This is a genomic window from Gordonia sp. QH-12 (assembly GCF_001578675.1).
GTDB classification, from domain to species: domain Bacteria; phylum Actinomycetota; class Actinomycetes; order Mycobacteriales; family Mycobacteriaceae; genus Gordonia; species Gordonia sihwensis.
In genome coordinates this window covers 1-25,397 of record NZ_KQ969289.1, presented here as the reverse complement: position 1 = coordinate 25,397, position 25,397 = coordinate 1, and the positions used below count along the sequence as shown (strand labels likewise).

Below are 25,397 nucleotides of genomic sequence, written 5' to 3'. Positions count from 1 at the left end.
GCAGGATGGATGCACAGTCGTCGCTGGTGTTGCCGGAGGACCCGGCCGCGCTAGCCGCGGTCATCGAAGCCGCTACGACCCGGCTCGCCGCCGCTCGCTTCGCCGCCGTGACCGAACGCGAGTTGCTGGAGACCGCCGAAGCCCTCGAGCACGTGCATCGCCGGCTGGACGGGGTAGACGCGGCCCTGCTGGTGGAAGTCTCCGACCGCGGCGCCTACCGCAAAGACGGCTTCCTGTCACTGCATCAATACCTGTCGTCGGGGCTTCACCTCGGCGACGGTGAAGCCCGTCGTCGGCGGACCTCTGTCGCGGCGATCGGCCGATTCACCGGCATGCAAGGCCAAACTCTCACGCCGGCGTGTCCGGCCACGGCCGAGGCGGTCAATGCCGGAGCCATCGGTACCGCGCATGTGCTGGAGATCGACGCGATCATGGACAAGATCCCCGCCGCCGTCGACACTCAGACCCGCAAACTCGCCGAAGTCCAGTTGGCTTCGGTGGCCCGGGAGCTGACCCCGGAAGGAGTCCGCACCGCCGGACACCGACTCCTGGCCCATCTCGACCCGGACGGGTCACTCACTGACGAGCGGGACCGCAAACGCCGGCGGAAGTTCGCGCTCATGCCGCAGGACCGGCAGCTGATGAGCAAAGTCACCGCCTCCCTGACCCCGGCTCTGCGGGCCAAGTTGGAGGTAACGCTCGAGTCTTGGGCCGCGCCCGGCATGAACAACCCCGCCGACCCCGACTCCCCATGCGGCGCACGCGAGGCAGCCGACCCAGCAGCGCTCGCCGCGGCCGCCGAGCGCGATGATCGCACCGCCGGGAAACGCGGCCACGACGCGCTCGTCGCCCTGCTGGATGCTGAGCGGGCGTTCACCGCCGCAGGCACCACCGGCGGTGGGCGGCTGTCGTCGCAGCTGGTCATCACCGTCACCGACAAAGAACTCCGCGAACACGCCGGAATCGCACTCACCGCGACCGGAACAAGGTTGCCGGTGGCCGAGCTGGTCGAGGCGGCATCCGGCGCGACGCCGCATCTGGCGGTGTTCTCCCACGCCAGGGTCAGCCGCTCTACCTGGGTCGGGGACGGCGCCTCGCCTCGAAGGCTCAACGTCTGATGCTGTTCGCCCGCGACCGCGGCTGCACCGCACCCGGCTGCACGGCGCCGTTCGCGCGAACAGAAGCCCATCATTTCCCGGATTCCGCCGACGGCGGCCCGACGAACATCGATCACCTCGGCGCCGCGTGCGGACGGCATAATCGGTCGGTCGGCAAGATGCTCGGCGACTGGGAGACCATGATCCTGAACGACGGCCCGCACGCCGGACGCGTCGCCTGGCGTCCGATCACGACTGGCCACGGGCGGAAAGCGTGGCGGGTCAACCACATTCACCACGCGGAGCTGCTCCCCGATCAGGGTCCACACGCCCCGCCCGGACCGGAGGACTCCCGCATCGAGGGCTACCTGGCCCGCCTCACCGCCGCCTGACGCTACTGCCCCGCCGACGTCGTGACGGGGACAGCTCACTCGAACAGATCGAGCAGCGAGGTCTCGCTCTCGGACCCCACCACACCGAGCGGCTTCGCCGAGCTGTCGTCGAGGATCTCCTCGAGATGATCCTTCACGTCCTCCGGAGTGATCTCCGTGTTCGTGTAGCCGTCGTTCATCGCGAGCGAGAAGCGCTGGATCAGTCCGCCCTGCGCAAGGATCGTCTCTCCGCTGATGCTGCACTCCTCGTGCGCGAGGTAGGCGACTACCGGCGACACCATCGCTGTCGTGTAGTTGGCTTTGAGGTTCTCTTTCAGCGCATCCGGCAGATCCGCCTCGGACGCCATCCGGGTGTACGCGGTCGGGGCGATCGCGTTGACGCGGACTCCGGACTTGAGCGCCGCGATCGACACCGTCCGGGTGAAGACGTACACGGCCCCCTTCGACGCCACGTAGGCGCTCTCGCCCTCCCAGCCCGACAGCGTCGGCGAGCAGGTGTTGACCACCCGACCGCTGTTCGCCACCAGGTGCGGCCATGCCGCCGCGGTGACGGCGACGGTTCCGAGGAAGTTGATCTCCATGTGCCGCCTGATCGAGTCGACCGCCGTGGGGCCGAACGGGGACGGGCTGTCCACGCCCGCGTTGTTCACCACGATGTCGAGCCGCCCGAAGGCGTCGACCGCCGCGTTCACGACCGCCTCCGCGTCCTTGGTGATGTCGCCCGTCGCCACTGCCGCGCGTCCGCCCGCCGCGGTGATCGCGGAGACGGCCTCCTGCGCCGCAGCCGAATCGAGGTCGTTGATCACCACAGCGGCTCCCCGCTCGGCGAGCAGTTCTGCGTGCGACCGTCCGAGGCCGCGACCGGCACCCGTGATCAGTGCGACTTTGCCGTCAAATCTCAGCATTGGTAATCCTCCCAATCGGATGAGATCTTCGCCGGAACGCCGCTGGTCGTGCGTCCGCGCATACGGCACCATTCTTCAAGAGACCGACCGCACCGGATTGTCCAAGAAATTGGACACTTCTCGGACACTCGAAGCCCGGCCGGTCGGCTCACCTCGAGTTCGACAGACCTCGGAAGACCTTCATCGTGTCGCCGGCCGGCGCCTGCGCGGTCACCGCGTAGAACACCAGGACGATCTGTCTCCACGCGCCAGCTGATTCCTGACCCGACGTTCGCTGCGACGGCACCGCCCCAGCCAATCGGCCGTCAGTAGAGTCGAAGCGAGACGACGTCAAGCTGCTGAGTCGTCCGAGCACCGCCGCAGCCCCCGGCGGAGGTGGAGAATAGAGGAGAGGATGTCGAGATGTCGTCAGCCGATGCCCCCGTCGTAGTCGCCGTCGACGGTTCCGTCGAGGCCCTGAACGCCGCACGTTGGGCCGCACTGGCCGCCGCTCGCCTGCACCGCGACCTGCACATCGTCAGTGCCGTCCACCCGTTCAGCCCACAGTTCAGCTTCGCCGGCCTCTCCGCGGAAGACGCCGCCATCCGTGCCGCCCGGGCATTCGCCGAGACCGCGACGCAGACCGCGACCGACCTCGCGGCGGAGGTCGCGCCTGACGTCACCGCTCATCGGCACATCGTCGAGGGCAGGGCCGCGCTGGTCCTGCGCGATGCTTCGACGCGGGCGCACCTGCTGGTCGTCGGACGCCGCGGCCTCGGCGGAGTCCAAGGGCTGCTGATGGGCTCGGTGAGCACCGACATCACCGCGCACGCGAACTGCCCGGTGGTCGTCGTGCCCGGCAGGGACGACGCGGTGGACGACCGCCCCGGCACCGGGCCCGTCGTGGTCGGCGTCGACGACTCCCCACTGTCGGAGTCGGTCATCGCGCACGGTTTCGATCAAGCCGCGTCGCTGGGCACCTCGCTGACCGCAGTGCATGCCTACGGCGGACTGACCGGCGAGGAGTTCTACGACGACCCCAGCGTCTTGGAGCGCGCCCGTACGGAAGCCGACGAGACGCTGGCAGAGCATCTGGCCGCCTACGCCGACGATTTCCCCGGCGTCGAGACCACCACCGTGATCACCGCCGGCACCCCCGCCGATGAGATCAACCGGATTGCAGCGGATGCTCAGCTGGTGGTGATCGGCAGCCGCGGTCACGGAGGCTTCCGCGGTCTCCTCCTCGGCTCGACGAGTCAGGCGGTCCTGCAGGTGGCGGGATGCCCGGTGATGGTCGTTCACGAAGACCGCTGATCGCACACTGATCTCGGGCCAGGGCTACGCGATGACGCCGTCCTCCCTCAGACGGGCGAGTGCGGGCGCGTCGAGACCGAGGACCTCGGAGAGGACCGCGTCGGTGTCGTGTCCGAGGTCGGTCGCCGGCGCGGTGCCCGAGTACTCGGAGTCCCAGCGGGCCGGGGCGTTCGCCGAGATGACCTCACCGATCCCCGGCTGGTCGATCGCCGTGAGGACCGGCTCGGCCGAGGGGTCCTCGGCGAATTCGGCGGCGACGTCGGCGGTGGTCTTGTACGGGCCCCACAGGACGCCGGCGGCCGAGAGGCCGGCGTGCACCTGCTCGGTGGTGTGCGCCGCGAACCACGGCCGCAGGACGGCTTCGATCAGCTCACGATGGGCGTAGCGGCCCTCGTCGGTGTTGAAGTCGGCGCCGAGCGACTTCTCCAGGGCGGCCAGCACTTCGGTGGTGCCGGTCGCCGCCCCGATGGCGCTCCACTGGCGCGGGGTGAGCGCGACGATCATCACCCGGTCGCCTTCGGACGAGGCGAAGTCGGTGCCGAAACTGCCGTACAGGTGATTGCCGTGGCGGGCGCGCGGGCCGCGCTCGGCCGCTTCGGAGAACCAGCCGAGGTTGGCGACCGCCGCCATCGCGACATCCGAGAGTGCGATCTGCACGTGCGCGCCCTGACCGGTGCGGTCACGACGGCGCAGCGAGGCGAGTACCGCGGTCACCACTTCCTGCCCGCACAGCAGATCCCACGCGGGAAGGATGTGGTTGACCGGCCGATCGGTGTCGGCCGGACCGGTCAGTGAGGCCACGCCCGAACCGCCGTTGACCGTGTAATCGACCGCGGCCGAGCCGTCGGCCCGGCCCTCCACCCGCACCGCGATCACGTCGGCGCGACGCGCGGCGAGCGCCTCGTACGAGAACCAGCTGCGTCCGACGGCGTTGTCGACGACGATGCCCGCGTCCGGACCGGGGGCCGTGGCGAGCGCCAGGAGCAGGTCCCGGCCCGCATCGGCGCGCAGGTTCAGTGAGACCGATTTCTTGCCGCGGTTGAGCGAGTTCCAGTACAGGCTCTCGTCCGACCGCACCGACAGCGGCCAGCGCTTGAAGTCCGCGTTTCCGCCGATCGGATCGACGCGGATCACCTCGGCGCCGAGCTGCGCCAGTGCCATGCCGGCGCTGGGGCCGGCGACGAAGCTCGCGAATTCGACGACTCGAATACCGTCGAGCGGACGTGCGAGAGCGGTGCTCATGCTTCCTCCCCAGAAGTGGTCGCGGACGCGGCGGCCTGGCTGAACTCGCCGCGGACGGCGTCGGTGTGCTCGCCGAGCGCGGGCACCGACCCGGACAGTCGCGGCCAGGAGCGGGCGGCGGCCGGCGGCAGCAGCGCCGGAACCTCGCCGCCCGGCGTCCCGATGGTGCGCCAGCGTCCGCGTTCGGACAATTGGGGATGCTTCGCCAGATCGCCGACGGTGTTGAACCGCGCGTTGCCGATGCCTGCGGCATCGCCCGCGGCGGCGATCTCGTCCAGCGTGTGCTCCCGCGTCCACGCGGCCACGGCCTCGTCGAGCTCGGCCCGGTGCACCACGCGGTCGTCGTTGTGCGCGTAGGTCTCGTTCGCCGCCAGATCCGGCCGATCGATCATCTCGCACAGCCGCTGCCATTCGCGATCACTCGTGGTGCCGAGCACCGCGGTCTGACCGTCGGAGGTGGGGTACGCGCCGTAGGGCGCGATCATCGGCGATCCCATGCCGACCGGGATCGGTTCGACGCCGGTGTGGATCACCTGATTGAGCGCGAATCCCATGAACTCCGAGACCACGTCCAGCATCGAGACCTCGATGACCGCCCCGGCGCCGGTGCGGTCGCGATCGTAGAGCGCCGCCAGGACCGTCGAGTAGACGTACACCGCGGTGCCGATGTCGGCGATCGGGATGCCGGGCTTGGCCGGGGCGCCTTCGGTGCCGGTGATGGCGCACGATCCGGTCTCCGCCTGGATCAGCAGATCGTAGGCGCGTTTGTGATCGGCGGGACCGCCCTTGCCGTAACCGGAGACGTCGGCGATGATGAGCCGCGGAAACCGCTCCGCGAGACTGTCGATGCCCAGGCCGAGCCGGTCGAGGGCCCCCGGCGCCATGTTGCTGACGAGCACGTCCGCCCGGCCCAGCATGGCGACGAGGATCTCCACGTCGGCGGGATCCTTGAGGTTGAGCGCCGCCGACTCCTTGCCGTAGTTCAGCCAGGTGAAGTGCGCCGAGGTGCCCTTGACGACGCTGTCGTAGTGCCGGGTGCTGTCGCCGTAGCCGGGGTTCTCGACCTTGATGACGCGCGCGCCCAGGTCGGCCAGGTGACGGGTGGCGAGCGGCGCGGAGATGGCCTGCTCCATCGTCACCACGGTGATCCCGGCGAGCGGCGCCTCCGAGCGAGTCGCGGTCATCGACGCTCCACCTTGCCGGTGAACAGCGGACCGGGGACGTTGAAGTCGGGATCGCGCTTGGCGCGGTGCGATGCCACGCCCTCCTGCACGTCGGGTCCGCCGAATCCGTAGAACTCGTAGCCGAGCGAAGCGTCGAAGATCGCCCAGTTCTGTCGATACCAGTTGTTCAGCGCGTGCTTGCTGAACTGGATCGACGATGCCGAGCCGCCGGCCAGCCGCTCGGCGATCTCCATCGCCTTGTCCTGCACCTGGTCGTCGTCGACGCACAGCGAGACCATGCCGAGTCGCTCGGCCTCCTCGCCCGTCATCACCTCGTTGAGGAGCAGGTGGTACTTGGCCTTCGGCATGCCCGCGAATAGCGGCCAGGTGATCGCCGCGTGGTCGCCCGCAGCGACCCCGAGGCGGACGTGACCGTCGATGATCTTGGCTCGACGGCCCGCCACCGAGATGTCCGACAGCATGGCGGTCACGAGGCCGGCGCCGACCGCGGGACCGTTGATCGCCGAGACCAACGGTTGCGGCAGGTCGATGAGATTGCGGACGAGGTCGCGGGCTTCGCGGAGCACGCGGGTGCGGTCGTGCCAGTCGCCGACCATGTCCTCGACGAGGTCGAAGCTGCCGCCGGCGGAGAAGACCCGGTCGCCCTCGCCGCGGATCAGCACGGCCTTGACCGACTCGTCGCGGGCGATACGCGTCCAGATGTCGGCGAGGTCGCTGTGCCGCTGCGGGCCGACCGCGTGCATGTCCGGCCCGTCGAGCACGATGCGGAGCACGCCCTCCGACGGGCGGTCGATGGTCAGGGATTCGAAATCGTCATACGTCTGCATGGGCCGACGACCTTCCAGCTATAGGTGAGGGGGCCGGGAACTGCGCTCGGAGCCATGATTATGGATTATGCATTATGCGTTGACGCGGGACCATCGAGCGGCGACTGCGCCGCGTCGGCCCTACCACTCAGATCATCAATAATATATTATGCGTAGGTGGCAGTCGCCACGAACGAGCGCGAGGAGATTTCATGTCACAGGTCAGTCCCGAGGACTTCGCCCAGATCAAGGACGCTGTTCACGAGTTCATCCGGACCAGGGTGGTACCGCGGGAACGGGAGATCGCCGACAACGACGCGATTCCCGCTGATCTGGTCGCGACCGCCAAGGAGATCGGACTGTTCGGCTACGCGATTCCTCAGGAGTGGGGCGGCCTCGGCCTCGACCTGACGCAGGACGTCGAACTGGCGCAGGAGTTCGGGTACACCGCACTCTCGCTCCGGTCGATGTTCGGCACCAACAACGGCATCGCCGGACAGGTACTGGTGAACTTCGGCACCGACGAGCAGAAGGCCGCGTGGCTCGAGCGCATCGCCTCGGGCGAGGTGGTCGCCTCGTTCGCACTCACCGAGCCCGGCGCCGGGTCGAACCCCGCGGGTCTGCGCGCCAAGGCCGTCGAGCAGGAGAACGGCGACTGGGTCATCGACGGCGCCAAGTGCTTCATCACCAACGCACCGCTGGCGAATCTGTTCGTCACCTTCGCGCGGGTCCGTCCCGCCGACGAGAACGGTCCCGGCATCGCCGTGTTCCTGGTGCCCGCCGAGACGGCAGGCGTCTCGGTCGCCGAGCACGACCGCAAGATGGGCCAGGAGGGCGCCTGGACCGCCGACGTCCACTTCGACGGTGTCCGCGTCCCTGCGTCGGCACTCGTCGGCGGCAACGTCGACGTCGGCTACAAGGCCGCGATGACCTCCCTCGCCCGCGGGCGCGTGCACATCGCCGCCCTCGCCGTCGGCTCGGCGCAGCGCGCGCTGGACGAGTCCCTGCGCCATGTCGCCGTGACCACCCAGGGCGGCACCCCGATCGGCGACTTCCAGCTGGTGCAGGCCCACATCGCCGATATGCAGGTCGGCATCTCCGCCGGTCGTGCGCTGGTGCGCGACGCCGCCGCGAAGTACGTCAGCGGCGAGGACCGCCGCATCTCGCCGTCGGTCGCCAAGGTGTTCTGCACCGAGATGGTCGGCCAGGTGGCCGACAAGGCCGTCCAGGTCCACGGCGGCAGCGGCTATATGCGGGAGATGCCGGTGGAGCGGATCTACCGTGACGTCCGACTGCTGCGCCTGTACGAGGGCACCAGCGAGATCCAGCGCCTCATCATCGGCGGCGGGCTGGTCCGCCAGGCCAAGAAGGATGCGACGAAGCAGTGACGACAGCTGCGCACCACGCCGCCGGCGACCTCGCCCGCGGCGCTCACACCCTCCTGTTCGTCCCCGGCGACCGCCCGGAGCGGTTCGAGAAGGCCGCCGCCGCGGGTGCCGATCTCGTGGTCGTCGACCTCGAAGACGCCGTGCCCGCGGCCAATAAGGCGAAGGCTCGTGCCGAGGCCGCGGCGTGGATCGCCGCCGGTCACACGTGCGCGGTGCGGATCAATGCCGCCGACACCGAGCACTTCGACGCGGACGTGTCCGCCCTCGCGGGCAGCGGTGCCGCGATCATGCTGCCCAAGGCCGAGGATCCCGCGGCGGCCGCGCGGCTCACCGAGACCACCGGCAGCGCGGTGATCGCCCTGATCGAGACAGCGCGCGGCGTCTTGGCGGCCGCGTCGATCGCATCGGCTCCCGGCGTGGTCCGTCTCGCGATCGGTACCTTCGACCTCGCCGCGCAACTCGGCGTCGACCCGACCGACACCGAAGCCCTCGCGGCCTCCCGTGGCGCGCTGGTCCTGGCCTCGGCGGCCGCCGGTCTCACCGGTCCCGTCGACGGCGTCACCGGATCGGTGGACGATCCCGACCGGGTCCGCGCCGACGTCGCGTACGCGCGACGTCTCGGCTTCGCGGGCAAGCTCGTCATTCATCCGAAGCAGCTCGACCCCACTTCGTCGGCGTTCGCCCCCAGCGCAGACGACATCGCGTGGGCGCGGCGGATCATCGAAGCGCTGGGAACCGACGGCGTAGCCGTGGTCGACGGCCAGATGGTCGACAAACCCGTCGTCGATCGCGCGCGCAGCATCCTCGACCGCGCGTAGCGCCCGACCTCGAACTCGAAACTCGACAAACCTCAACCCACAGGAGCACCGCAAAATGTCCGGACCACTTCTCGAAGGCAAGACCGCCGTCATCACCGGTGCCGCGCAGGGCATCGGCTACTCGATCGCTCAGCGCTTCATCGCCGAAGGCGCCCGCGTGGTGCTCGGTGACATCAACCCCGAGCAGGTCGCCAAGGCCGCCGAGGCGCTCGGCGGTCCCGAGGTCGCCGTGGGCGTCGCGGGCGACGTCACCTCCTCCGACGACGTCCAGACGCTCGTGCGCACGGCCGTCGACACCTTCGGCTCCCTCGACGTCATGGTCAACAACGCGGGCATCACCCGCGATGCGACCATGCGCAAGATGACCGAGGAGATGTTCGACCAGGTCATCAACGTGCATCTCAAGGGCACCTGGAACGGCACCCGCCTGGCCGCCACCATCATGCGCGAGCAGGGCAGCGGAGCGATCGTGAACATGTCCTCGCTGTCGGGCAAGATCGGTCTGGCCGGCCAGACCAACTACTCGGCCGCCAAGGCCGGCATCGTCGGTCTGTCGAAGGCCGCCGCCAAGGAACTCGCCCACGTGGGGATCCGCGTCAACGCGATTCAGCCGGGCCTCATCCGCACGGCGATGACCGAGGCCATGCCGCAGAAGGTCTGGGATCAGAAGATGGTCGAGATCCCTATGGGCCGCGCCGGCGAGGTCGACGAGATCGCCAAGGTGGCGCTGTTCCTCGCCTCCGACCTGTCCTCGTACATGACCGGAACGGTCATGGAGGTCACCGGCGGGCGGTTCATGTGACCATGACCGGCACCGCCGACACTCCCGTCTTCGAGGGCTGGACCGCTCACACCGTCACCACCGAGGAAGTGGTCGACGCCGGCCGGGTCCGCGCCCTGGCGCATCTGTTCGACGACGGTCTGCCCGTACCGCAGATCGGCGATCCGCTGCCCCCGCTGTGGCATTGGGTCGCGCTCCCGGAGTGGTCCGTCTCGAGCAGCCTCGGTCTCGACGGACACCCGCGGCTCGGTTCGTTCCTGCCGCCGGTCGGTCTGCCCCGGCGCATGTTCGCCGGCGGCACGGTCTCGTTCCCCGGAACCATCCGGGTCGGCGACACCATCACCCGCGAGTCGACCGTCGAGTCGGTGACCGACAAGACCGGTCGCAGCGGCCGGCTGGTGATCGTGGTGGTCGCCACCACGCTGTACGCGCCGGACGGCACCGCCGCGGTGCGCGAGAAGCAGAACCTCATCTACCGGGAAGCGGCACCCGTCTCCGCGCAGCCGGCGGCCGACCCCGCTCCGGCCTCGGCCTTCGTCCCGGTCGGCAGCCCGATCGTGCCGTCGGAGACCCGCCGGTGGGATTTCCTGACCGACCCGACGCTCCTGATGCGGTTCTCCGCCGCCACCGCGAACGCCCATCGCATCCACTACGACTGGCCGTACGCCACCCGTGTGGAGGGCTATCCGGGACTGGTGGTGCACGGACCGTTGATGACGCTGTCGCTGGCGGAGACTCATCGCCTGCTGGCCGACGGCACCGTGGTCGACACCGTCTCGCATCGCAACTCCAAGCCGCTGTTCTGCGGAGACGACGCCGCGCTGGTGTACTCGGGCACGGGCATCGACGCCCGCGTGGAACTCGTCGGCGCCGGTGGCGACGTCCACACCGCGATCGACCTCGCCTTCGCCACCGGAACCACCACCGACCAGGGAGCCTGGTCATGACCCGCGTGTTCTCGTCGCTCGATCAGCTCCGCGACGCCCTCGGCGAGGAGATCGGCCCGAGCGCGCCGCTCGTCGTGGAACAGGAGCGCATCGACGCCTTCGCCGATGCGACCGGCGATCACCAGTGGATCCACGTCGACACCGAGCGCGCCGCCGACGGCCCGTACGGCACGACCATCGCTCACGGATTCCTGACGCTCTCGCTGATCCCGCTCTTCGGGCGGGATCTGTATTCGATCGAGTTCGGCTCGGCCCGACTCAACTACGGCCTGAACAAGGTCCGGTTTCCGGCGCCGGTCCCGGTCGGCAGCTCGCTGACCGCCACGGTGACGTTCACCGACATCGCCGAGGGACCGGCCGGTGCGACGGTGACCGCGAAGTACGTGATCACCGCGGAGGGCGCCGCCAAACCCTCGTGCATCGCCGAGTTCCTGGTGGTCGTCACCGGCTGATCGGCGAATCCGCTCAGCGGCAGCCGACGTGCCGCCTCCGATCCCGCCGCCGCCGTGAAGCCGACCATCTTGAGTCCGTGGGCGGCTCGGACGTCGAAGAGGCTGGAGTCTTGTATCCGCCGATCTCCAGGATCCGGATGCCTTCGAGGGGCGGGTGTTGCATGGCGATCCCCAATGACAGCTTGCTAGTACTATATACAATAAGGAACGGAACCCGGGACCGAAATCCCGGGAACCGCTCTGTCAGACCGCTTCGAACGTGGCCGCCATGCCCTGGCCGCCGCCGATGCACATGGTCGCGAGGCCCTTGCCTCCGCCGCGGCGATGCAACTCGTGCAGCATCGTCGTGACCATCCGGACGCCCGTCGCACCGATCGGGTGCCCCAGCGAGATGCCCGAGCCGTTGACGTTGACGCGCTCCTCGTCCCGCCAGTCCCAGCCCTCCAGGACCGCCAGGACCTGGACCGCGAACGCCTCGTTGAGCTCCACCACATCGAGCGCGTCGAGCAGTTCGTGCACGGACACGCCCGTCCGGGCGGCGAGCCGCTGGACCGCGGGTACCGGACCGATGCCCATGCGCGCCGGATCGCAGCCCGCGGCGGCCCAGCCGGTGAGGAAGCCGAGCGGTTCCAGACCCAGCTCGTCGAGCTTGTCCTCGGCCACGATGATGCAGGCCGCCGCCGCGTCGTTCTGCTGGCTGGCGTTGCCCGCGGTGACGGTGCCGCCCGGGCTCACGGTGCGCAGCTTGCTCAGCGTCTCGACGGTGGAACCGGGACGGATGCCCTCGTCGCGGGCGAAGACGATCGGATCGCCCTTGCGCTGCGGGACGGTCACCGGGACCACCTCGTCGTCGAACTTCCCGGCCTCCCACGCCGCGTGCGCACGCTGATGACTGCGGGCCGCGTAGGCGTCGGCGGCCTCGCGGGAGACGCCGTAGTCCTTCGCGAGGTTCTCGGCCGTCTCGATCATTCCGGAGATCTTGCCGAAGCGATGCTCGGGCTGGCTGCGCTCGCGGCCGCGGTCGAGGCGGTCGTAGAGCACCGAGTTGCCCGCGCGCGAACCCCAGCGATTGCTGGTGGAGTAGTACTCGATCCGGCTCATCGACTCGATGCCGCCGGTGAGCACGGCATCGGCGGCACCGGTCTGCACCATCATCGCCGCGGTGACGATGGCCTGCAGTCCGCCGCCGCATCGACGGTCCAGCTGCATTCCGGGCAGGGCGATCGGCAGGCCGGCGTTCAGCGCCAGCCATCGGCCGACGCACGGCACCTCGGAGTTGGCGTACGACTGCGCGAACACCACGTCGTCGAGGCGCTCCGGGTCGATGCCCGAACGCTCGACGACCGCGTTGATGATGCCGGCGCCGAGATCCTCGACCGGCACATCCTTGAGGGAACCGCCGAACGTGCCGACGGGGGGTGCGCAGCGGACTCACGATGGCCGCGCGGCGAAGGGTCTGCTGAGTCATGGTGAAGTCCAGTTCCTTCTCGATCAGATCTTGTTGCGCGCGATGTGCTGCGCGGCGATGACGTTGCGCTGGATCTCGTTGGTGCCCTCACCGACGATCATCAGCGGTGCGTCGCGGAAGTAGCGCTCCACGTCGTACTCCTTGGAGTAGCCGTAGCCGCCGTGGACGCGGATCGAGTCGAGAGCCAGCTGCATCGCCGTCTCCGACGCGAACAGCTTGGCCATTCCGGCCTCGAGGTCCGCGCGCTCGCCGCGGTCGAGCTTCTCAGCGGCGTCGACGGTGAGCAGGCGGGCGGCCTGCTGCTTGGTCGCCATGTCGGCGATCATGTTGCCGACGCTCTGGTGCTTCCAGATCGGCTTGCCGAACGACTCGCGCTCCTGCGCATACTTGGTGGCCGCCTCGAGCGACGCCTGACCGACGCCGAGCGCACGGGAGGCCACCTGGATGCGCCCGACCTCGAGGCCGCGCATCATGTGGCCCCAGCCCTTGTTCGGCTCTCCGCCGAGGACGGCGTCGGCGGGCACCTTCATGCCGTCGAAGACCAGCTCGCAGGCCTCGACGCCGCGGTAGCCGAGCTTCGGGAGCTTCTTGGAGACGGTGAAGCCGTCGCCCGGCTCCACGAGGATGACGCTCATGCCCTTGTGGGCCGGGCTGGCGTCACGGTCGGTGATGCACAGCAGGCCGAACAGTCCGGAGTGCGCCGCATTGGAGATCCAGGTCTTGGATCCATTGATGGTGAAGCCGTCCTCGCCGGGCGCCGCGTAGGTGCGCATGGCCTGCAGATCGCTGCCGCCGCCGGGCTCGGTGAGAGCCATCGTCGCGCGGATCTTGCCCTCGGCCATCTCCGCCAGGTACTTGTCCTTCTGCTCCTGGGTGCCGAAGGTCTTGATCAGATACGTGATCACCGAGTGTCCGCCGATCGCGCCGGCGAGGCTCATCCACCCGCGCGCCAGTTCCTCGCAGACCCGGGCGAAACACGCCATGCTGACGTCGACGCCGCCGTACTCGGCGGGCGCGAGCAGACCGAAGAAGCCGAGTTCCTTCATCTCTTCGATGAATTCCTCGGGATAGATGTCGTCGGCTTCGAACTCCCGAACACGCGAGGCCACCCGCTGGTCGATGAAGTCGCGGACCAACGACACCATCTCTTGTTCGTCCTTGGTCAGTGCCATGAGCTGAAAGCCTTTCTAGCCGGGATCGTCGTCTGGATCACGTCCATCATCGGTAGCATAATATATTATGCTCAGATAACCCAGTGGCCCGGGACACAGCAGCAGCCCCGGTGCGCCGGCCGGATCGCATCGACCCGGATCGCGTTGAAGAGGAGCCGAGACAGCATGAGCACCCGACCGTTCTCCGCCGACTACTGGAGCGCCGTCGAGGTGATCGGCCCCGACCAGGCGCGGGCGATGCAGGAGTCGCGGCTGGCCGAGCAGCTCGCGTACCTCGCCGCCAACAGCGAGTTCTACCGGGCGAAATTCGCCGAGCACTCGGTGAACATCGACCGAGTGACGACGCTCGACCACCTGGCCGATCTCCCCTTCACCGAGAAGCAGGAGCTCCGGGACAGTCTGGCGGAGCATCCTCCGCTCGGCTCGCACGTGGCGGCGCCGATGTCGGAGATCGTCCAGATCCAGGCGTCGTCGGGCACCACCGGCAGCCCGTCGTACGTCGGCCTCACCGAATCGGACATCACGATCTGGAGCGAACTCGGCGCCCGGGCCCTGTACGCCAACGGCTTCCGGCCGGGCGACCGCATGTTGCACGGATTCGGCATGAGCAAAGGCTTCGTGGGCGGGCTCCCGGTGGTCCAGATCGCCAGGCACATGGGCATCGTCGACATCCCTATCGGCGCGGAGGCCGGTGCCGAGCGTCTGCTGCGCGTACAGGCCGACCAGCGTCCGGAGGCGCTCATCGGCACGCCCAACTTCCTCGCCTACCTCGCCGAACAGGCGCCGGACATCGTCGGTGTGCCCGCCGCCGAATTGGGCGTCCGCAGCATCAGCGTCGGCGGCGAGCCGGGCGGCGGACTGCCCGCGATCCGCGACAAGCTGCAGTCGCTGTGGGGCGCCACCTCGCGCGAGATGCTCGGCGGCACCGACCTCGGCTGCATCTACTGGGGCGAATGCGAAGCCGGGGAGGGCATGCACTTCCACTCGCCGGATCTGATCATCGCCGAGATCATCGATCCCGCCGACGGGCAGGTGCTCGCCCCCGCGGCCGGCGTCGAGGGGGAAGTGGTGTACACCGCCCTCGGGCGTCGGGCGTCGCCGCTGCTGCGCTTCCGCACCCGCGATCACGTCGTCGTCACCGCCACCGACTGCGCCTGCGGTCGGACCGGATACAAGGTTCGGTGTGTCGGGCGCACCGACGACATGCTCATCGTCCGCGGCATCAACGTGTTCCCGTCAGCGGTGAAGCAACTCGTGGAGGAGATGGCGCCGCTCACCACCGGGCACATCCGTATCCGCCCCGACTTCGAGGGTCATTCCACCCAGCGTCCACTGCCTGTGGTGGCCGAAGTCGCCGACGCCGTCGACCCCGCACGCCACCCCGAGGTGAAGGCCGCCATCGAGGACCGGATCCGCTCGGCCCTCAACATCAAGGCCGATGTGGAGCTGATCGGCGAGGGCACGCTGAAGCGGCCGGATCACGTCAAGGTCGCACCGGTCGAGCGCGACGCAGGCGCGGCCGCGCAGTGAGCGGGCCGCGTCCGGGCCTCTCTCAGGCGTCGACCCAGCGCACCACGTCCGACAGCTCCGCACGCGAGGTGCGGTAGGTGTTGGTCGGGGTCGGCGTAGCCGAACGAGATGCCGAGCAGGACCTTGCGATCGTCGGCGATCGCGAAATGCGACCGGATCAGCGGAGACGCCATCGCGAGGGCCGCCTGCGGAATGGCGCCGAGACCGAGTGCCCGCGCCGCCAGCAGGAAGTTGCTCACGTAGAGCCCGGAATCGACGGCACCGTACACATCGTGCACCGCGTCGGTCGTCACGATCGCGACGTGCGGCGCACCGAAGAGCCGGAAGTTCTCCATCGCCTGCTTCGCCGATCCCACTCGGTCAGAGCCGCGCGGGATCGCTCCGTTCCCTCGCCCTCGGGTGACGATGACCTGCCACGGCTGCGTGTTGCACCACGACGGCGACCGCTGAGCGATCGACAGCAGCCGCTCGATGTCCGCACGCGGAACCTGCCGGCCCTCCTGATAGCCGCGGCAGCTCCAGCGGCTGTCGAGCAGCGCCTCGAGGACGCGACCGTCCTCGTCCGGCGACTCGAGCGTCGCGGTGCCGGGTTTCGTAATGATCGATCTGTGCAGGCAGAAGCACACCTGCATCAGCGTAGAAACGCAACGCACTCGCCGTCAGACCGCTCCGCCGCGCGAACGATCCGATCGACATCAACCTGGAATCTGCCACCCGGACATCATCCGGCTTCGACCTACTTGAATGTCAACCGGCGCGGACGCCTCGACGGACGTCGTGACCGGCACGCCTACTCCGCGTCCTTCCACAGTCCGCGCTCCTCGAGCATCTGGACCACGTAGTCGGCGCTGTTGACGATGTGCTTCTCGGTGATCTCGCGTGCGCGCTGGGCGTCGTGCGCGGTCAGCGCGTCGAGCATCTGATGGTGTTCGGGCGTCACCGTGCGCACATGCGACTCGATCGACGCGTAGAACGAGTTGGGCAGGTGCTTGACGATGGACGCCAGCAGTCGAGCGAGCCGGTCGGAGTCGGCCGCGAGATTGATCAGCCGGTGGAACTGGTGTCCGAGGTCCCCGATGGCCTCGGTATTGCCCGAACTCACCGCGGCATCGCACTGCGCCATCACTTCTTCGAGCTGCTGGAGCTGGACATCGGTGATCCGCTCGGCCGCACGCGCGGCGAGTTCTCCCGACAACTGTGCCTGCGCCCAGAACAGATCGCGCACGTCCTGTCGCGTGAACTCCGCGACCACGAAACCACGGCGGGGCACGGCCGTGACGAATCCTTCGTTCGACAGGCGCAGCAGGCCCTCGCGCACCGGAGTGATCGAGACGCCGACCGTCTCCGCGATCGGCTCCATCCGCAAGAATTCGCCCGGCTTGAGGTTGCCCGACATGATCTGTTCACGGACGTAGCTCGTGACCGCGTCCGGCAACTGCTTATGCCGTCCACGGCCTGTCGACACGGGTGCACTCACGATGATCTGCCGCCTCACTGGTGTCGGTTCTGTCACCTGGATAATATCTTTCACACAATGCGCACGACGCGCCGGGCACTCGAGTGTCCGGCGCGTCGTGCGTTGCAATTTGATTGACCCGTGCGCGGTTCAGCTGATGGCACCCGATGCGTGCAGTGCGGCGAGGCGCTCGGCGTCGAAGCCCCAGTCGGTCAGTACCTCGTCGGTGTGCTCACCCGGTTCGGCCGGAGGCCGCGAGATGGAGCCCGGCGTCCGACTGAACCGCGGCGCGGGCGCCGGCTGCGGTACGCCCTCCACTTCTACGAAGGTCTCACGTGCCACGAGATGCGGGTGCACCGGCGCTTCTGCCAGTGACATCACGGCAGGTCGAAGAGCTTCCTGGGCGGCGTACGTCACCAGATCCGCCTCACCCCGGAGGCAGAACCGCATATTATGCACGATGGTTGGGGCAGCGAACAGAGACGAGGACCCATGGGCAAGTTGTGTGCGACCGAGAACCTCAGCACCGAACAGCGAGACATCCTCGCGACGGTCCGGGATTTCGTCGACCAGCAGATTCTGCCCATGGCCACCCATCTGGAACACGCGGACGAGTACCCGACGGAGATCGTCGCGCAGATGAAGCAGATGGGGCTCTTCGGCCTCACCATCGACGAGGAGTACGGCGGACTCGGCGAGTCGCTGCTCACCTATGCGCTGGTCGTGGAAGAGATCGCCCGTGGCTGGATGAGCGTCTCCGGCATCATCAACACGCATTTCATCGTCGCCTACCTGCTGCAGCAGCACGGCACACCGGAACAGAGGGCGAAGTACCTTCCCCGCCTCGCAGCCGGCGACCTCACCTGCGCCTTCTCCATGTCCGAGCCCGGTCTGGGGTCCGACGTCGCCGCCGTCACGACGTCCGCCACCCCCGACGGCCGAGGACGGTACACCGTCAACGGCCAGAAGATGTGGGTCACCAACGGCGCGAGCTCGTCACTCGTGGCCGTCCTGGTCCGCACTCCCGAGGGGCGCGACCGTCCGCATCAGAATCTGACGACCTTCCTCATCGAGAAGACGCCCGGATTCGGCGAGGCGGCCCCTGGCCTCACGATCCCCGGAAAGATCGAGAAGATGGGGTACAAGGGCGTCGACACCACCGAACTGCTCTTCGACGACTATTCCATCGACGCCGCCGAGATCCTCGGCGGCGAGCCGGGTCGGGGCTTCTATCAGATGATGGACGGCGTCGAAGTCGGCCGCGTCAACGTCGCCGCACGCGCCGTCGGCGTCGCCCACCGCGCCTTCGAGCTCGGCACCTCGTACGCCCAGCAGCGCGAGACCTTCGGCAAGCCGATCGCCGAGCACCAGGCCGTCCTCTTCCGCATCGCGGAGATGGGGACGAAGGTCGAAGCCGCGCATCAGATGGTGGTCCGCGCCGCCCGCGTCAAGGACGCGGGCGAACGGAACGACCTCGAAGCCGGAATGGCGAAGTACCTGGCCTCCGAGTACTGCCGCGACGTGGTCGAGGACGCCTTCCGGATCCACGGCGGATACGGTTTCGCCAAGGAGTACGAGATCGAACGCCTCTACCGCGAGGCCCCCATGCTCCTGATCGGCGAGGGAACCGCCGACATCCAGCGGATGATCATCGGCCGGCGGCTGCTGGAGAACTACGCCGAACGGTGACGGGCTCCGGAACACGCGGGAGGCGGACCCGGCACACCGCCGTGATCCGCCCCGCCGTCGTGTCTGTCCGTCAGGCCAGCCCGAGCTGTCCCAGGAGTGCGAGGTTGTCGTAGTAGACGCGGTGCGCGCTCACCTTTCCGTCGGTGACGAGGAAGGTGTCGATGAGTCCGAACTCCACCTTCTTTCCGGTCGGCGGCACCTCCCCGTTCGGCGTGGCCAGCGGGCCGGTGTGCGTCCCCGTGAAGACCTGCTCCACCACGACGCCGTTGTCGTCGGCCCAGATCTGGCGCGGCGTGAGCCGGATGTCGGGAAAGGCGGTGTAGAACGCGACGGCTGTCTGCACGATCCCGTCGCGGCCCTCGAAACTCGTCCCGCCCGGCAGTTCCACGGCGACGTCATCGGCGAAGATGCTGCCGAACAATTCCATATCCTTCTCTGCAAGTCCTCGGTTGTGGGCATCGACGATATGGTCGGATAACGCGGTCATAGGAGTCCTCCTCGATTGGCTGATTGAGAGTGAACCCACTATGCGCGCGTAGTCCGCACGCGGAATGTCCAAGATTCTGGACGTCGACGAAACGAGCGTCAGCCGAGTTCCACCAGCAGCACGCCGGCGATGATGAGGGCCGTGCCCAGCAGCATCCGGCCGGTCAACGGATCCTTCCAGATCACGCGGGCGAGCGTCGCTATCGCCACGATGCCGACGGCGGTCCAGATTCCGTACGCGACACTGACCGGCACGCCGGCGTCGAGGGCGAAGCCGAGGAAGACGAAGGCACAGGTGTATCCGACCCCCACCAGGATCAGCCAGCGACGGCGACCGGCACCGGCCGCACGCAAGCCCAAGGTGCCGGTGACCTCCGAGGCGATCGACAGCAGCAGCCACACCCAGCTCACAGCACCTGCTCCTCGCTCGCGGTGCCGACGGTCTTCGCCCCCGTCTCCACCACGACCACACCGAGGATGATCAGCGCGATTCCGATGATCGCCCGCACCCCGAGCGTCTCACCGAAGATCACCACGCCGAGCACTGCGACGAGGGCGACGCCGGAGGCACCCCAGATCCCGTAGGCGACGCCGATGTGCATACCGGCGCGCAGGGTCTGCGCGAGCAGAGCGAAAGCCGCGCAGTAGGCGACGATCACCACGGGTATCCAGCCGGGATGGTCGACGGTGGCGCGCAGGGTGAGCGTTCCGGTCACCTCGGCGGCGATGGCGCCGCCCAGCAGCAGCCACTTCACCGCTCCGCCCCCTCGGCGGCATCGATCAGCGCGAGCGCGTGGCGTCGGACGGCGGGAAGATCGTCGGCGGGGAACACGCCGGTGGCCTCCGACATCCACGCCCCGTCGGCGCAGAAACGCGCGGCCGTCAGCCGTGCCCGCGCCGGTGCGGGCACGTCCTCGAGTGCGAACCACGGCCCGAGGACACGAGCCCAGGGTTCGGTCAGTGCGGGGTGGTAGAGCGCATCGGTGAAGATCCAGTAGTCGGCCCGGGACACGTCGGCGGTGGTGGCGACGGTGACGTACGCGCGGTAGCGGTCGAAGACGGCCAGGTCGGCGGGACCGGCTCCGGCGTGCGCGCGCAACAGCGAGTCCCAGTGGCGCGCAGCGTATTCCACCAGACCGAGCATGAGTTCCCGTTTGGTCGGAAAGTGGTACATCAGGCCGGGTTTGGTGATCCCGGCACGAGCGGCGACCGACTCCAGGGAGATCGTCACCCCCTGCACCGATTCGCTCTCTTGGGCCAGTTCCTTGGCCGCCTGCAGGATGCGCACCCGCGTCTCGGACTCCATCCGGCCAGTTTACCTTCCAGAAGGTAACGTGCGGACACAAAGAAGCGCCGGCCCGCCGGGGAGTTCCCGACGGGCCGGCGTGCGATCACTTGTCGCCGGTGAGCTTGTCCTTCACCTTGGCGGCCGCGTCCTTGACCTCTTCGACGCCCTTCTTCACCGCGGCCGCGGCCTGATCGGCCTTGCCCTCGTTCTTGAGGTCGTCATCGCCGGTCAGCGAGCCGCCGGCCTCCTTGGCCTTGCCCTTGAGCTCGTCGGCCTTGTTGCTCATCTTGTCTTCCATCGCCATTGCGGCAACTCCTCTTCTCGGATTTCACTTCGGTTATTGCAGCGCGTCCAGGTGAATGAAGACCTGGACGTGCACATCCGAATCCCCCAGCGCGATTCGGAGGTCTTCGATCGTCGGCGTCACAATGCCGACGATCTCGTCGTACGAGCGCTCGGGTGCGACGTCGACCGTGATGCGGATGATCGCCTCGCCGCGGTCGTCGATCGCCTGCACGCGCACCTGGCGCAGGACAGTCTGTGTGGCGAGTTGTTCTTCGACGGCCGAGGCCACCTGCTTGAGCGAGACCGTCATCATCCCCTCGGGCCCGCTGCCGTTCAGCACCAGGAGTTCGGGTCGGCGCGGCGCGATCGTGGTCCGGATCAGCCTCCAGCCCCAATACAACGCGAGCAGTGCGACGGCGACCAGGACGGCGGCGAACCAACCGGCGGCGGTCGCGTCACGGATGCCTCCGGTGTCGATTCGGTCCACCCACCCCTCGACCGGGTGCACCGACAGTTGGTGCAGGATCACCCCTGCGGCCAGTACCAGACACAGAAGCCCGATCACACCGATCGACAGTCGGTGCAGGGCTGCGGCTCCGCGGTTCATTCGACGAACTCTTTCCTCGGCCCCCGGACCTTCACCACCACGTGCTTGCCGGAACTCACCGCCCCGACCGCGTCATCGGCCACTTGCGCGATGCGATCGCGGTCGACGGGCCCGGACGTGCGGACGGTCACCCTGATGCGGCGGCGTCCCACCGTCGTCAGCGCATGCCGAACGTTGGGCACCTCGGAGACCGCCGCGCTCGCGCGGCGCGCGACGTCGACCGGGCGGGTCCACACCACGCGGACGCCGTCGACGTTGAGGTGCGTTCGCCGGCGGGGCTTCACCGCGAGCCAGAGCAGGACGAGGCCGACCACGGCGCAGACGGCGGGGATCGCCCACATCCAACCGCTCCAGGTGGACGACCCGAGATTGTCGGCGGCACGGTGAGTCCAGGTCTCCCCGGAGACGGCGCCGGTGGTCACCAGCAAGTCCCGGATCATCGCCCCGCACAGCACGAGCAGCGCCACCCCGAGCAGCCCGCCGGCGATGGCGGCTCCGGGGAACCCCGCCGGATCGCGAATCGGTTCATCGCTGATGTCCCGCAACTCGTCGTCACGGTCTTCGGCGGCCGACGGTGTCATGGTCTTCCCCCTTCGTCAACGGCTTCGCCTGCAGCGGGCCCGTCGTCGGGATCGGGCAGTTGCACGAAGCCGTTCTTCCTGAATCTCGCGGCGGCTCCGGGCACCACCGCCTCCACCGCGACGTTCACGCGCACCGGGCGGTTCCCGGTGAGCCGGTCGAGTTCGTCGCCGACCTTCTGCCGCACCCGTGAGCAGGTGGCGGAGATCGGTGAGGGCCACGCGAGCGCCAACGTGAGGTCCACGACATGGGCGGCGCCGCCCGCGCTCTCCACCCGCACCCGGGGATAGTCGGAGCCCGCGGTCGCCTCACCGCCGACGAACGCGCCCAGCCGACCCGCCATCGATCCGTCGTGACGGACCACGCCGTCGACGCTCAACGCGGCGGCCAACGCGATCTTCTCGAAGACGCTGTCCGCCATCGTCAGCCGACCGGGCGCGGTGGTGTCCGGCACGTTGGCCGACGGGGCCGAGACGTCAGCCACGGCTGCGTCCGCGCGCGATCGCGCGCACATCGATGGTGCCGTCGACCTGCAGGCCCACGATCAGCCCGACGGCTCCGAGGATCAGCGCCAGGATCAGACCGCCGAATCCGCCGGTGGTGGCCGCCAACGCCAGCAGCAGGCCCGCGAACAGGCCGATCGTCGCAGCTTTAGTCATCGAGTTCTCCTTCAGATTCGGTCGTCGCGGTCCCGGCGGCGGCGGGTTCTCCGGTGGTGACGTCCTCGATGGTCACCGAGAACCGGCGGCCGCTGATCTCACTGGCCGTGTCCGCCACCTGCGCCGCCACCTCGCGCAGGTCGTGGCGTAGATCGACCACGATGTGCACCGAGCCCTCCTCGTCGGAGAGCCGGATGCCGCTGACCCGTTCGCCCGGGAGATACGTGGCGACCTCGCCGAACATTCCGCCGTCGAGTTCCACCACTCCGGGTACCGCGAGCACGGCGGCGGCGATGTCCTTCACCAGCGCGTCGTCGGCCGAAGGCGGCGCCATCACTGGACCCGCGGTTCGCCGAAGTCCTGGTCCTCGTCGTCGAAGTGGATGTCGTGCACGGTCACGTTCACTTCGGTCACTTCCAGGCCGGTCATCTGCGCGATCGCGTTGATCACGTTGCGGCGGATGGCCCCGGCGAGTTGGTGGATGGCCACGCCGAATTCGGCGACGATCGAGATGTCGATGGCGGCCTGCCGCTCCCCGACCTCGACGTCGATTCCCTGAGTCACGCTGGTGCTGGTACCCGGCAGCACGTCGCGGACCTTGCCGACAGCGCGTTCCGTGGTACCGCCGAGGTCGTACACACCGTCGATCTCGCGGGTGGCGATTCCCGCGATCTTGGCGACGACGACGTCCGCGATCGACGTGGTGCCGAGGCTGCCGTTGAGCGCGGTCGTCGAGTTCCGGGCCAGTTGGACGTCGCGCCCGGTGGTGCGCGGACCGTCGGTGTCGGTGCCTGCGTCGGTCGACTTCGCGGTGGTCTGTTCGCTCATGCTGGTCCTTTCCAAGGGACCCCGTCGGTTCCGGGGTTGTATATAGTCAGTCGCAGCCGAACAGAAAGTTGCACGCGAATCGGTGAATGATCTGAATCACACCAACGGTCACCGGGCGAGCCCAGGTCTGGACGACTTCTCCGACGAGGAGTTGGCCGCCGCCGCAGGTGCCGGTGATCCGGAGGCCTTCGACGTCCTGATCGGCCGAACGGCGCCGCTCCTGCTGCGATTCGTCCGGCGCATGATCGACGATCCGCAGGTCGCCGAGGACGTCGCGCAGGAGACGATGATCGCGGTGTGGCGCGCACTGCCGGACTTCGAGTTCCGCAGCGCGGTCCGCACCTGGGTGCTCGGCATCGCTCATCGCAAGGTGATCGACCACTATCGCCGCCGCCGGGAACTGCCCACTGAGAACGAGCAATTCGCCGACCTCGAGTCGGCCCAGCCGCTGCCGAGCGAGGCCGCCGAGCGAGCCGAATTGGTCGAAGCACTCCGCACCGAACTGACGCACCTGCCGCCCGTACCGCGGGCGGTGTGGTGGCTTCGGGAGGTCGAGGGCCTCTCTCTCGGCGAGATCGAGTCGGTACTGAAGATCAGCAACGGTTCGGTGCGTGGGCACCTCCAGCGCAGTCGGACCTTCCTCACCACTCGCCTCGCGCCGTGGAAGCCTGGGAGTAGCGGGATGCCGAGCCCGGAGGAACGCATCGGCGAACCCGAAGCACAGCGACAGAGTCGAGAGAGGAGGACGCGGACATGAATTCAGAGGCTGTAGGCGGAGATCCGACCGACGCCTGGCTGGTGGACGCGAGCCGCCGCCTCGATGAGCCGACCGGCGACGTCGCACGCCTGGTCTCGGCGATCGCGTCCGGACTGCCCCGGCTCCGTCGGCCCGGCCGCGACCTCGCCACCGACGACCCGAGGGTCCGCGTCAACGACCGCGTCCTCAAGCAACTCTTGGCCACGCGGGTGCGGAACGCCGTCGGCCGCCTGGTGGTCCACGTCCGGCTGGACGGCGACGACGATGAACTCACCGGCCTCACGATCGGGCTCGTCGCCCGCTACCGCGACGACCTCCACGCCGAGGCCGACCGAGTCCGCGACGCCGTCGAACAGGTTCTGGGCCAGACCCTCGGCCCGGACAGCGCACGGCGGGCCGGCGCCCAGGTGCATGTGCGATGGCAGGACGTGTACAGCCGGGAGTGGCTGAACTGAGAAGGGGGTTGGGGCGAGGCTCAAGCCCGACAACCCGCGTCGCGCTGTCGAGATGCAGCGGAGATTAGCAGCGCTACCCCCGGAAGTCTGACAGAACATGCGTGCCTCGATGAGTCGTGTCAATTTTGATTCTCCATGTGGTCGGCCATCCAAGTCACTTTCGGCGAACATTTGGCGTAGATCGATCTCTTGCGGCGCCCATGCAGCGGCAACCCCTCTGCTCTGACGACCGAGCATCGCCTCACACAAGTCAGCATGTCGCACATATGCCAAGTGCCATAACGCCAATCGGAGAAAGACTCATAGACAACTGCACAAGCCGGTGCTTTGTCCACGCTATCTTGCTCATCTCCACGAGCTGTTTCGACAGTACCGGAAGAAGAGTCGGGCCCTCGAGCCGATCCTGAACGGCTTCGGGCGTCAGGTGCCGCAGGTGTCCGAAATAGACAAAGTTGTCCGGCGCCTCAACCTCGAGGTTGGAGGCCCGTAGCCGGGGACGCACAACCCAGGCCGCACATAGGACGCTAGCTACTAAGAGGAGGATGCCAACGACGTACCAGACTACGGCCCAGCCCCCAAGGTCATGGAGCACCCGCCCCTCGCCCGACAGCGTGATAACTCCCACGAGGAGCGCGGTCTCAATTGTCAGTGCAAATGGCGCCTTCGTATCGGAGATATTGTCAAGACCTGTGGATGAGGTTGTTTCAGGCGGCCTCCTCTTGCGATGTTGATGGGGTGTCGGATTCGACGAGTTTGCCTTTCTCGAAGGTCTTGCCGGCTCGGACGAGGGCGACGACGTGGGGTGCGTTGAAGCGCCCTGGGTTCCGTTCCGA

General features: G+C 68.2%; 31 protein-coding genes and 3 pseudogenes. 12 read left to right on the top strand and 22 right to left on the bottom strand.

All coding sequences use genetic code 11. The features are described 5' to 3' along the window. Positions 1-5 precede the first annotated feature (5 nt). Both Y710_RS08740 and Y710_RS19275 read left to right on the top strand, forming a co-directional pair. Entirely contained in the window at positions 6-1,118 is a 1,113-nt protein-coding gene (locus Y710_RS08740) for a DUF222 domain-containing protein (protein WP_331709894.1), read from the top strand. Continuing rightward, complete coding sequence (locus Y710_RS19275) at positions 1,118-1,489, top strand: HNH endonuclease signature motif containing protein (RefSeq protein ID WP_331709893.1); 372 nt, start codon at positions 1,118-1,120, stop codon at positions 1,487-1,489. Before Y710_RS08740 ends, Y710_RS19275 begins: the two co-directional genes overlap by 1 nt. Positions 1,490-1,524: 35 nt before the next feature. On the opposite strand, the gene Y710_RS08735 is transcribed toward Y710_RS19275, so the two are convergent. Continuing rightward, on the bottom strand, positions 1,525-2,394 hold the full coding sequence (locus Y710_RS08735) for an SDR family NAD(P)-dependent oxidoreductase (RefSeq protein WP_045538555.1): 870 nt from the start codon (positions 2,392-2,394) through the stop codon (positions 1,525-1,527). Between the two features lie 402 nt (positions 2,395-2,796). Here Y710_RS08735 and Y710_RS08730 point away from each other — a divergent pair, with 402 nt between their 5' ends. Continuing rightward, complete coding sequence (locus Y710_RS08730; protein WP_062367211.1) at positions 2,797-3,687, top strand: universal stress protein; 891 nt, start codon at positions 2,797-2,799, stop codon at positions 3,685-3,687. A 24-nt stretch (positions 3,688-3,711) separates the two neighbouring features. On the opposite strand, the gene Y710_RS08725 is transcribed toward Y710_RS08730, so the two are convergent. The 3 genes from Y710_RS08725 to Y710_RS08715 are packed head-to-tail and all read right to left on the bottom strand — an operon-like array spanning position 3,712 to position 6,940. Further along, positions 3,712-4,929 carry a CoA transferase gene (locus Y710_RS08725; protein WP_006896909.1) on the bottom strand — a complete coding sequence of 406 codons (1,218 nt, stop codon included), beginning with the start codon at positions 4,927-4,929 and terminating at the stop codon, positions 3,712-3,714. After that, positions 4,926-6,113, bottom strand: a complete 1,188-nt coding sequence (locus Y710_RS08720; protein ID WP_062367207.1) for a CaiB/BaiF CoA transferase family protein — start codon at positions 6,111-6,113, stop codon at positions 4,926-4,928. Before Y710_RS08720 ends, Y710_RS08725 begins: the two co-directional genes overlap by 4 nt. Further along, complete coding sequence (locus tag Y710_RS08715; protein ID WP_062367205.1) at positions 6,110-6,940, bottom strand: enoyl-CoA hydratase/isomerase family protein; 831 nt, start codon at positions 6,938-6,940, stop codon at positions 6,110-6,112. Before Y710_RS08715 ends, Y710_RS08720 begins: the two co-directional genes overlap by 4 nt. 191 nt (positions 6,941-7,131) lie before the next feature. On the opposite strand from Y710_RS08715, the gene Y710_RS08710 reads away from it, so the two are divergent. From Y710_RS08710 to Y710_RS08690, 5 genes are read left to right on the top strand one after another with little or no spacing between them, the layout of a single operon-like run. Beyond that, the gene (locus Y710_RS08710) at positions 7,132-8,307 is read left to right on the top strand and encodes an acyl-CoA dehydrogenase family protein (protein ID WP_006896912.1); all 1,176 of its coding nucleotides are present in this window, start codon (positions 7,132-7,134) and stop codon (positions 8,305-8,307) included. Next, on the top strand, positions 8,304-9,125 hold the full coding sequence (locus tag Y710_RS08705; protein ID WP_062367202.1) for an HpcH/HpaI aldolase/citrate lyase family protein: 822 nt from the start codon (positions 8,304-8,306) through the stop codon (positions 9,123-9,125). Before Y710_RS08710 ends, Y710_RS08705 begins: the two co-directional genes overlap by 4 nt. A 55-nt stretch (positions 9,126-9,180) precedes the next feature. Next, positions 9,181-9,927: a 3-oxoacyl-ACP reductase FabG gene (gene fabG / locus Y710_RS08700; protein WP_006896914.1), complete on the top strand. Its 747-nt coding sequence runs from the start codon at positions 9,181-9,183 to the stop codon at positions 9,925-9,927. Between the two features lie 2 nt (positions 9,928-9,929). Beyond that, positions 9,930-10,853 carry an HTD2 family dehydratase gene (locus Y710_RS08695; protein WP_062367367.1) on the top strand — a complete coding sequence of 308 codons (924 nt, stop codon included), beginning with the start codon at positions 9,930-9,932 and terminating at the stop codon, positions 10,851-10,853. Then, positions 10,850-11,305, top strand: coding sequence for a MaoC family dehydratase (locus Y710_RS08690; protein WP_006896916.1), 456 nt, complete (start codon positions 10,850-10,852; stop codon positions 11,303-11,305). The genes Y710_RS08695 and Y710_RS08690 overlap by 4 nt, the downstream gene beginning before the upstream one ends. 243 nt (positions 11,306-11,548) lie before the next feature. Here the strand turns inward: Y710_RS08690 and Y710_RS08685 are convergent. Then, positions 11,549-12,773, bottom strand: a pseudogene (locus Y710_RS08685) (acetyl-CoA C-acetyltransferase). Between the two features lie 23 nt (positions 12,774-12,796). Then, on the bottom strand, positions 12,797-13,945 hold the full coding sequence (locus tag Y710_RS08680) for an acyl-CoA dehydrogenase family protein (protein ID WP_006896918.1): 1,149 nt from the start codon (positions 13,943-13,945) through the stop codon (positions 12,797-12,799). A 165-nt stretch (positions 13,946-14,110) separates the two neighbouring features. On the opposite strand from Y710_RS08680, the gene Y710_RS08675 reads away from it, so the two are divergent. Next, positions 14,111-15,475: a phenylacetate--CoA ligase family protein gene (locus tag Y710_RS08675; protein ID WP_045538727.1), complete on the top strand. Its 1,365-nt coding sequence runs from the start codon at positions 14,111-14,113 to the stop codon at positions 15,473-15,475. A gap of 22 nt (positions 15,476-15,497) precedes the next feature. On the opposite strand, the pseudogene Y710_RS08670 reads toward Y710_RS08675, so the two are convergent. From Y710_RS08670 to Y710_RS08660, 4 genes and pseudogenes are all read right to left on the bottom strand, one after another. Then, a pseudogene (locus Y710_RS08670) lies at positions 15,498-16,107 on the bottom strand (nitroreductase). Beyond that, a pseudogene (locus Y710_RS19095) lies at positions 16,076-16,171 on the bottom strand (MerR family DNA-binding transcriptional regulator); the annotation flags it as partial. The pseudogenes Y710_RS19095 and Y710_RS08670, both read right to left, overlap by 32 nt. A gap of 94 nt (positions 16,172-16,265) precedes the next feature. After that, entirely contained in the window at positions 16,266-16,952 is a 687-nt protein-coding gene (locus Y710_RS08665; RefSeq protein WP_231875711.1) for a GntR family transcriptional regulator, read from the bottom strand. A 129-nt stretch (positions 16,953-17,081) separates the two neighbouring features. Continuing rightward, positions 17,082-17,309 carry a hypothetical protein gene (locus Y710_RS08660; protein ID WP_039867638.1) on the bottom strand — a complete coding sequence of 76 codons (228 nt, stop codon included), beginning with the start codon at positions 17,307-17,309 and terminating at the stop codon, positions 17,082-17,084. Positions 17,310-17,423: 114 nt separating this feature from the next. On the opposite strand from Y710_RS08660, the gene Y710_RS08655 reads away from it, so the two are divergent. Then, a complete protein-coding gene (locus tag Y710_RS08655; RefSeq protein WP_062367198.1) occupies positions 17,424-18,620 on the top strand; it encodes an acyl-CoA dehydrogenase family protein in 1,197 nt (398 codons plus the stop codon). Positions 18,621-18,690: 70 nt separating this feature from the next. On the opposite strand, the gene Y710_RS08650 is transcribed toward Y710_RS08655, so the two are convergent. The 11 genes from Y710_RS08650 to Y710_RS08600 all read right to left on the bottom strand — a co-directional run bounded on the left by Y710_RS08650 (position 18,691) and on the right by Y710_RS08600 (position 23,352). Then, positions 18,691-19,107 carry an ester cyclase gene (locus tag Y710_RS08650; protein ID WP_082781281.1) on the bottom strand — a complete coding sequence of 139 codons (417 nt, stop codon included), beginning with the start codon at positions 19,105-19,107 and terminating at the stop codon, positions 18,691-18,693. 98 nt (positions 19,108-19,205) lie between these two features. Further along, complete coding sequence (locus Y710_RS08645) at positions 19,206-19,517, bottom strand: DMT family transporter (RefSeq protein WP_062367194.1); 312 nt, start codon at positions 19,515-19,517, stop codon at positions 19,206-19,208. Further along, entirely contained in the window at positions 19,514-19,861 is a 348-nt protein-coding gene (locus Y710_RS08640) for a DMT family transporter (protein WP_062367192.1), read from the bottom strand. Before Y710_RS08640 ends, Y710_RS08645 begins: the two co-directional genes overlap by 4 nt. After that, complete coding sequence (locus Y710_RS08635; protein WP_062367190.1) at positions 19,858-20,412, bottom strand: TetR/AcrR family transcriptional regulator; 555 nt, start codon at positions 20,410-20,412, stop codon at positions 19,858-19,860. Before Y710_RS08635 ends, Y710_RS08640 begins: the two co-directional genes overlap by 4 nt. Before the next feature lie 85 nt (positions 20,413-20,497). Next, on the bottom strand, positions 20,498-20,698 hold the full coding sequence (locus tag Y710_RS08630) for a CsbD family protein (protein ID WP_006896929.1): 201 nt from the start codon (positions 20,696-20,698) through the stop codon (positions 20,498-20,500). 33 nt (positions 20,699-20,731) lie between these two features. Next, positions 20,732-21,286 (bottom strand): hypothetical protein, encoded by a 555-nt coding sequence (locus Y710_RS08625; RefSeq protein WP_062367187.1) that lies wholly within the window; start codon positions 21,284-21,286, stop codon positions 20,732-20,734. Continuing rightward, a complete protein-coding gene (locus tag Y710_RS08620; protein ID WP_006896931.1) occupies positions 21,283-21,867 on the bottom strand; it encodes a DUF6286 domain-containing protein in 585 nt (194 codons plus the stop codon). Before Y710_RS08620 ends, Y710_RS08625 begins: the two co-directional genes overlap by 4 nt. After that, on the bottom strand, positions 21,864-22,349 hold the full coding sequence (locus Y710_RS08615) for an Asp23/Gls24 family envelope stress response protein (RefSeq protein ID WP_006896932.1): 486 nt from the start codon (positions 22,347-22,349) through the stop codon (positions 21,864-21,866). Before Y710_RS08615 ends, Y710_RS08620 begins: the two co-directional genes overlap by 4 nt. Next, complete coding sequence (locus Y710_RS08610) at positions 22,342-22,524, bottom strand: hypothetical protein (protein WP_006896933.1); 183 nt, start codon at positions 22,522-22,524, stop codon at positions 22,342-22,344. Before Y710_RS08610 ends, Y710_RS08615 begins: the two co-directional genes overlap by 8 nt. Next, on the bottom strand, positions 22,517-22,858 hold the full coding sequence (locus Y710_RS08605) for an Asp23/Gls24 family envelope stress response protein (RefSeq protein WP_006896934.1): 342 nt from the start codon (positions 22,856-22,858) through the stop codon (positions 22,517-22,519). The genes Y710_RS08610 and Y710_RS08605 overlap by 8 nt, the downstream gene beginning before the upstream one ends. Continuing rightward, on the bottom strand, positions 22,858-23,352 hold the full coding sequence (locus Y710_RS08600; protein ID WP_062367185.1) for an Asp23/Gls24 family envelope stress response protein: 495 nt from the start codon (positions 23,350-23,352) through the stop codon (positions 22,858-22,860). The genes Y710_RS08605 and Y710_RS08600 overlap by 1 nt, the downstream gene beginning before the upstream one ends. An 82-nt stretch (positions 23,353-23,434) precedes the next feature. Here Y710_RS08600 and Y710_RS08595 point away from each other — a divergent pair, with 82 nt between their 5' ends. Next, positions 23,435-24,109, top strand: a complete 675-nt coding sequence (locus tag Y710_RS08595; RefSeq protein WP_006896936.1) for an RNA polymerase sigma factor — start codon at positions 23,435-23,437, stop codon at positions 24,107-24,109. Continuing rightward, entirely contained in the window at positions 24,106-24,564 is a 459-nt protein-coding gene (locus tag Y710_RS08590) for a hypothetical protein (RefSeq protein WP_045538723.1), read from the top strand. Before Y710_RS08595 ends, Y710_RS08590 begins: the two co-directional genes overlap by 4 nt. A 250-nt stretch (positions 24,565-24,814) precedes the next feature. On the opposite strand, the gene Y710_RS19090 is transcribed toward Y710_RS08590, so the two are convergent. Then, the gene (locus Y710_RS19090; RefSeq protein ID WP_223291356.1) at positions 24,815-25,156 is read right to left on the bottom strand and encodes a Pycsar system effector family protein; all 342 of its coding nucleotides are present in this window, start codon (positions 25,154-25,156) and stop codon (positions 24,815-24,817) included. Positions 25,157-25,397 lie beyond the last annotated feature (241 nt).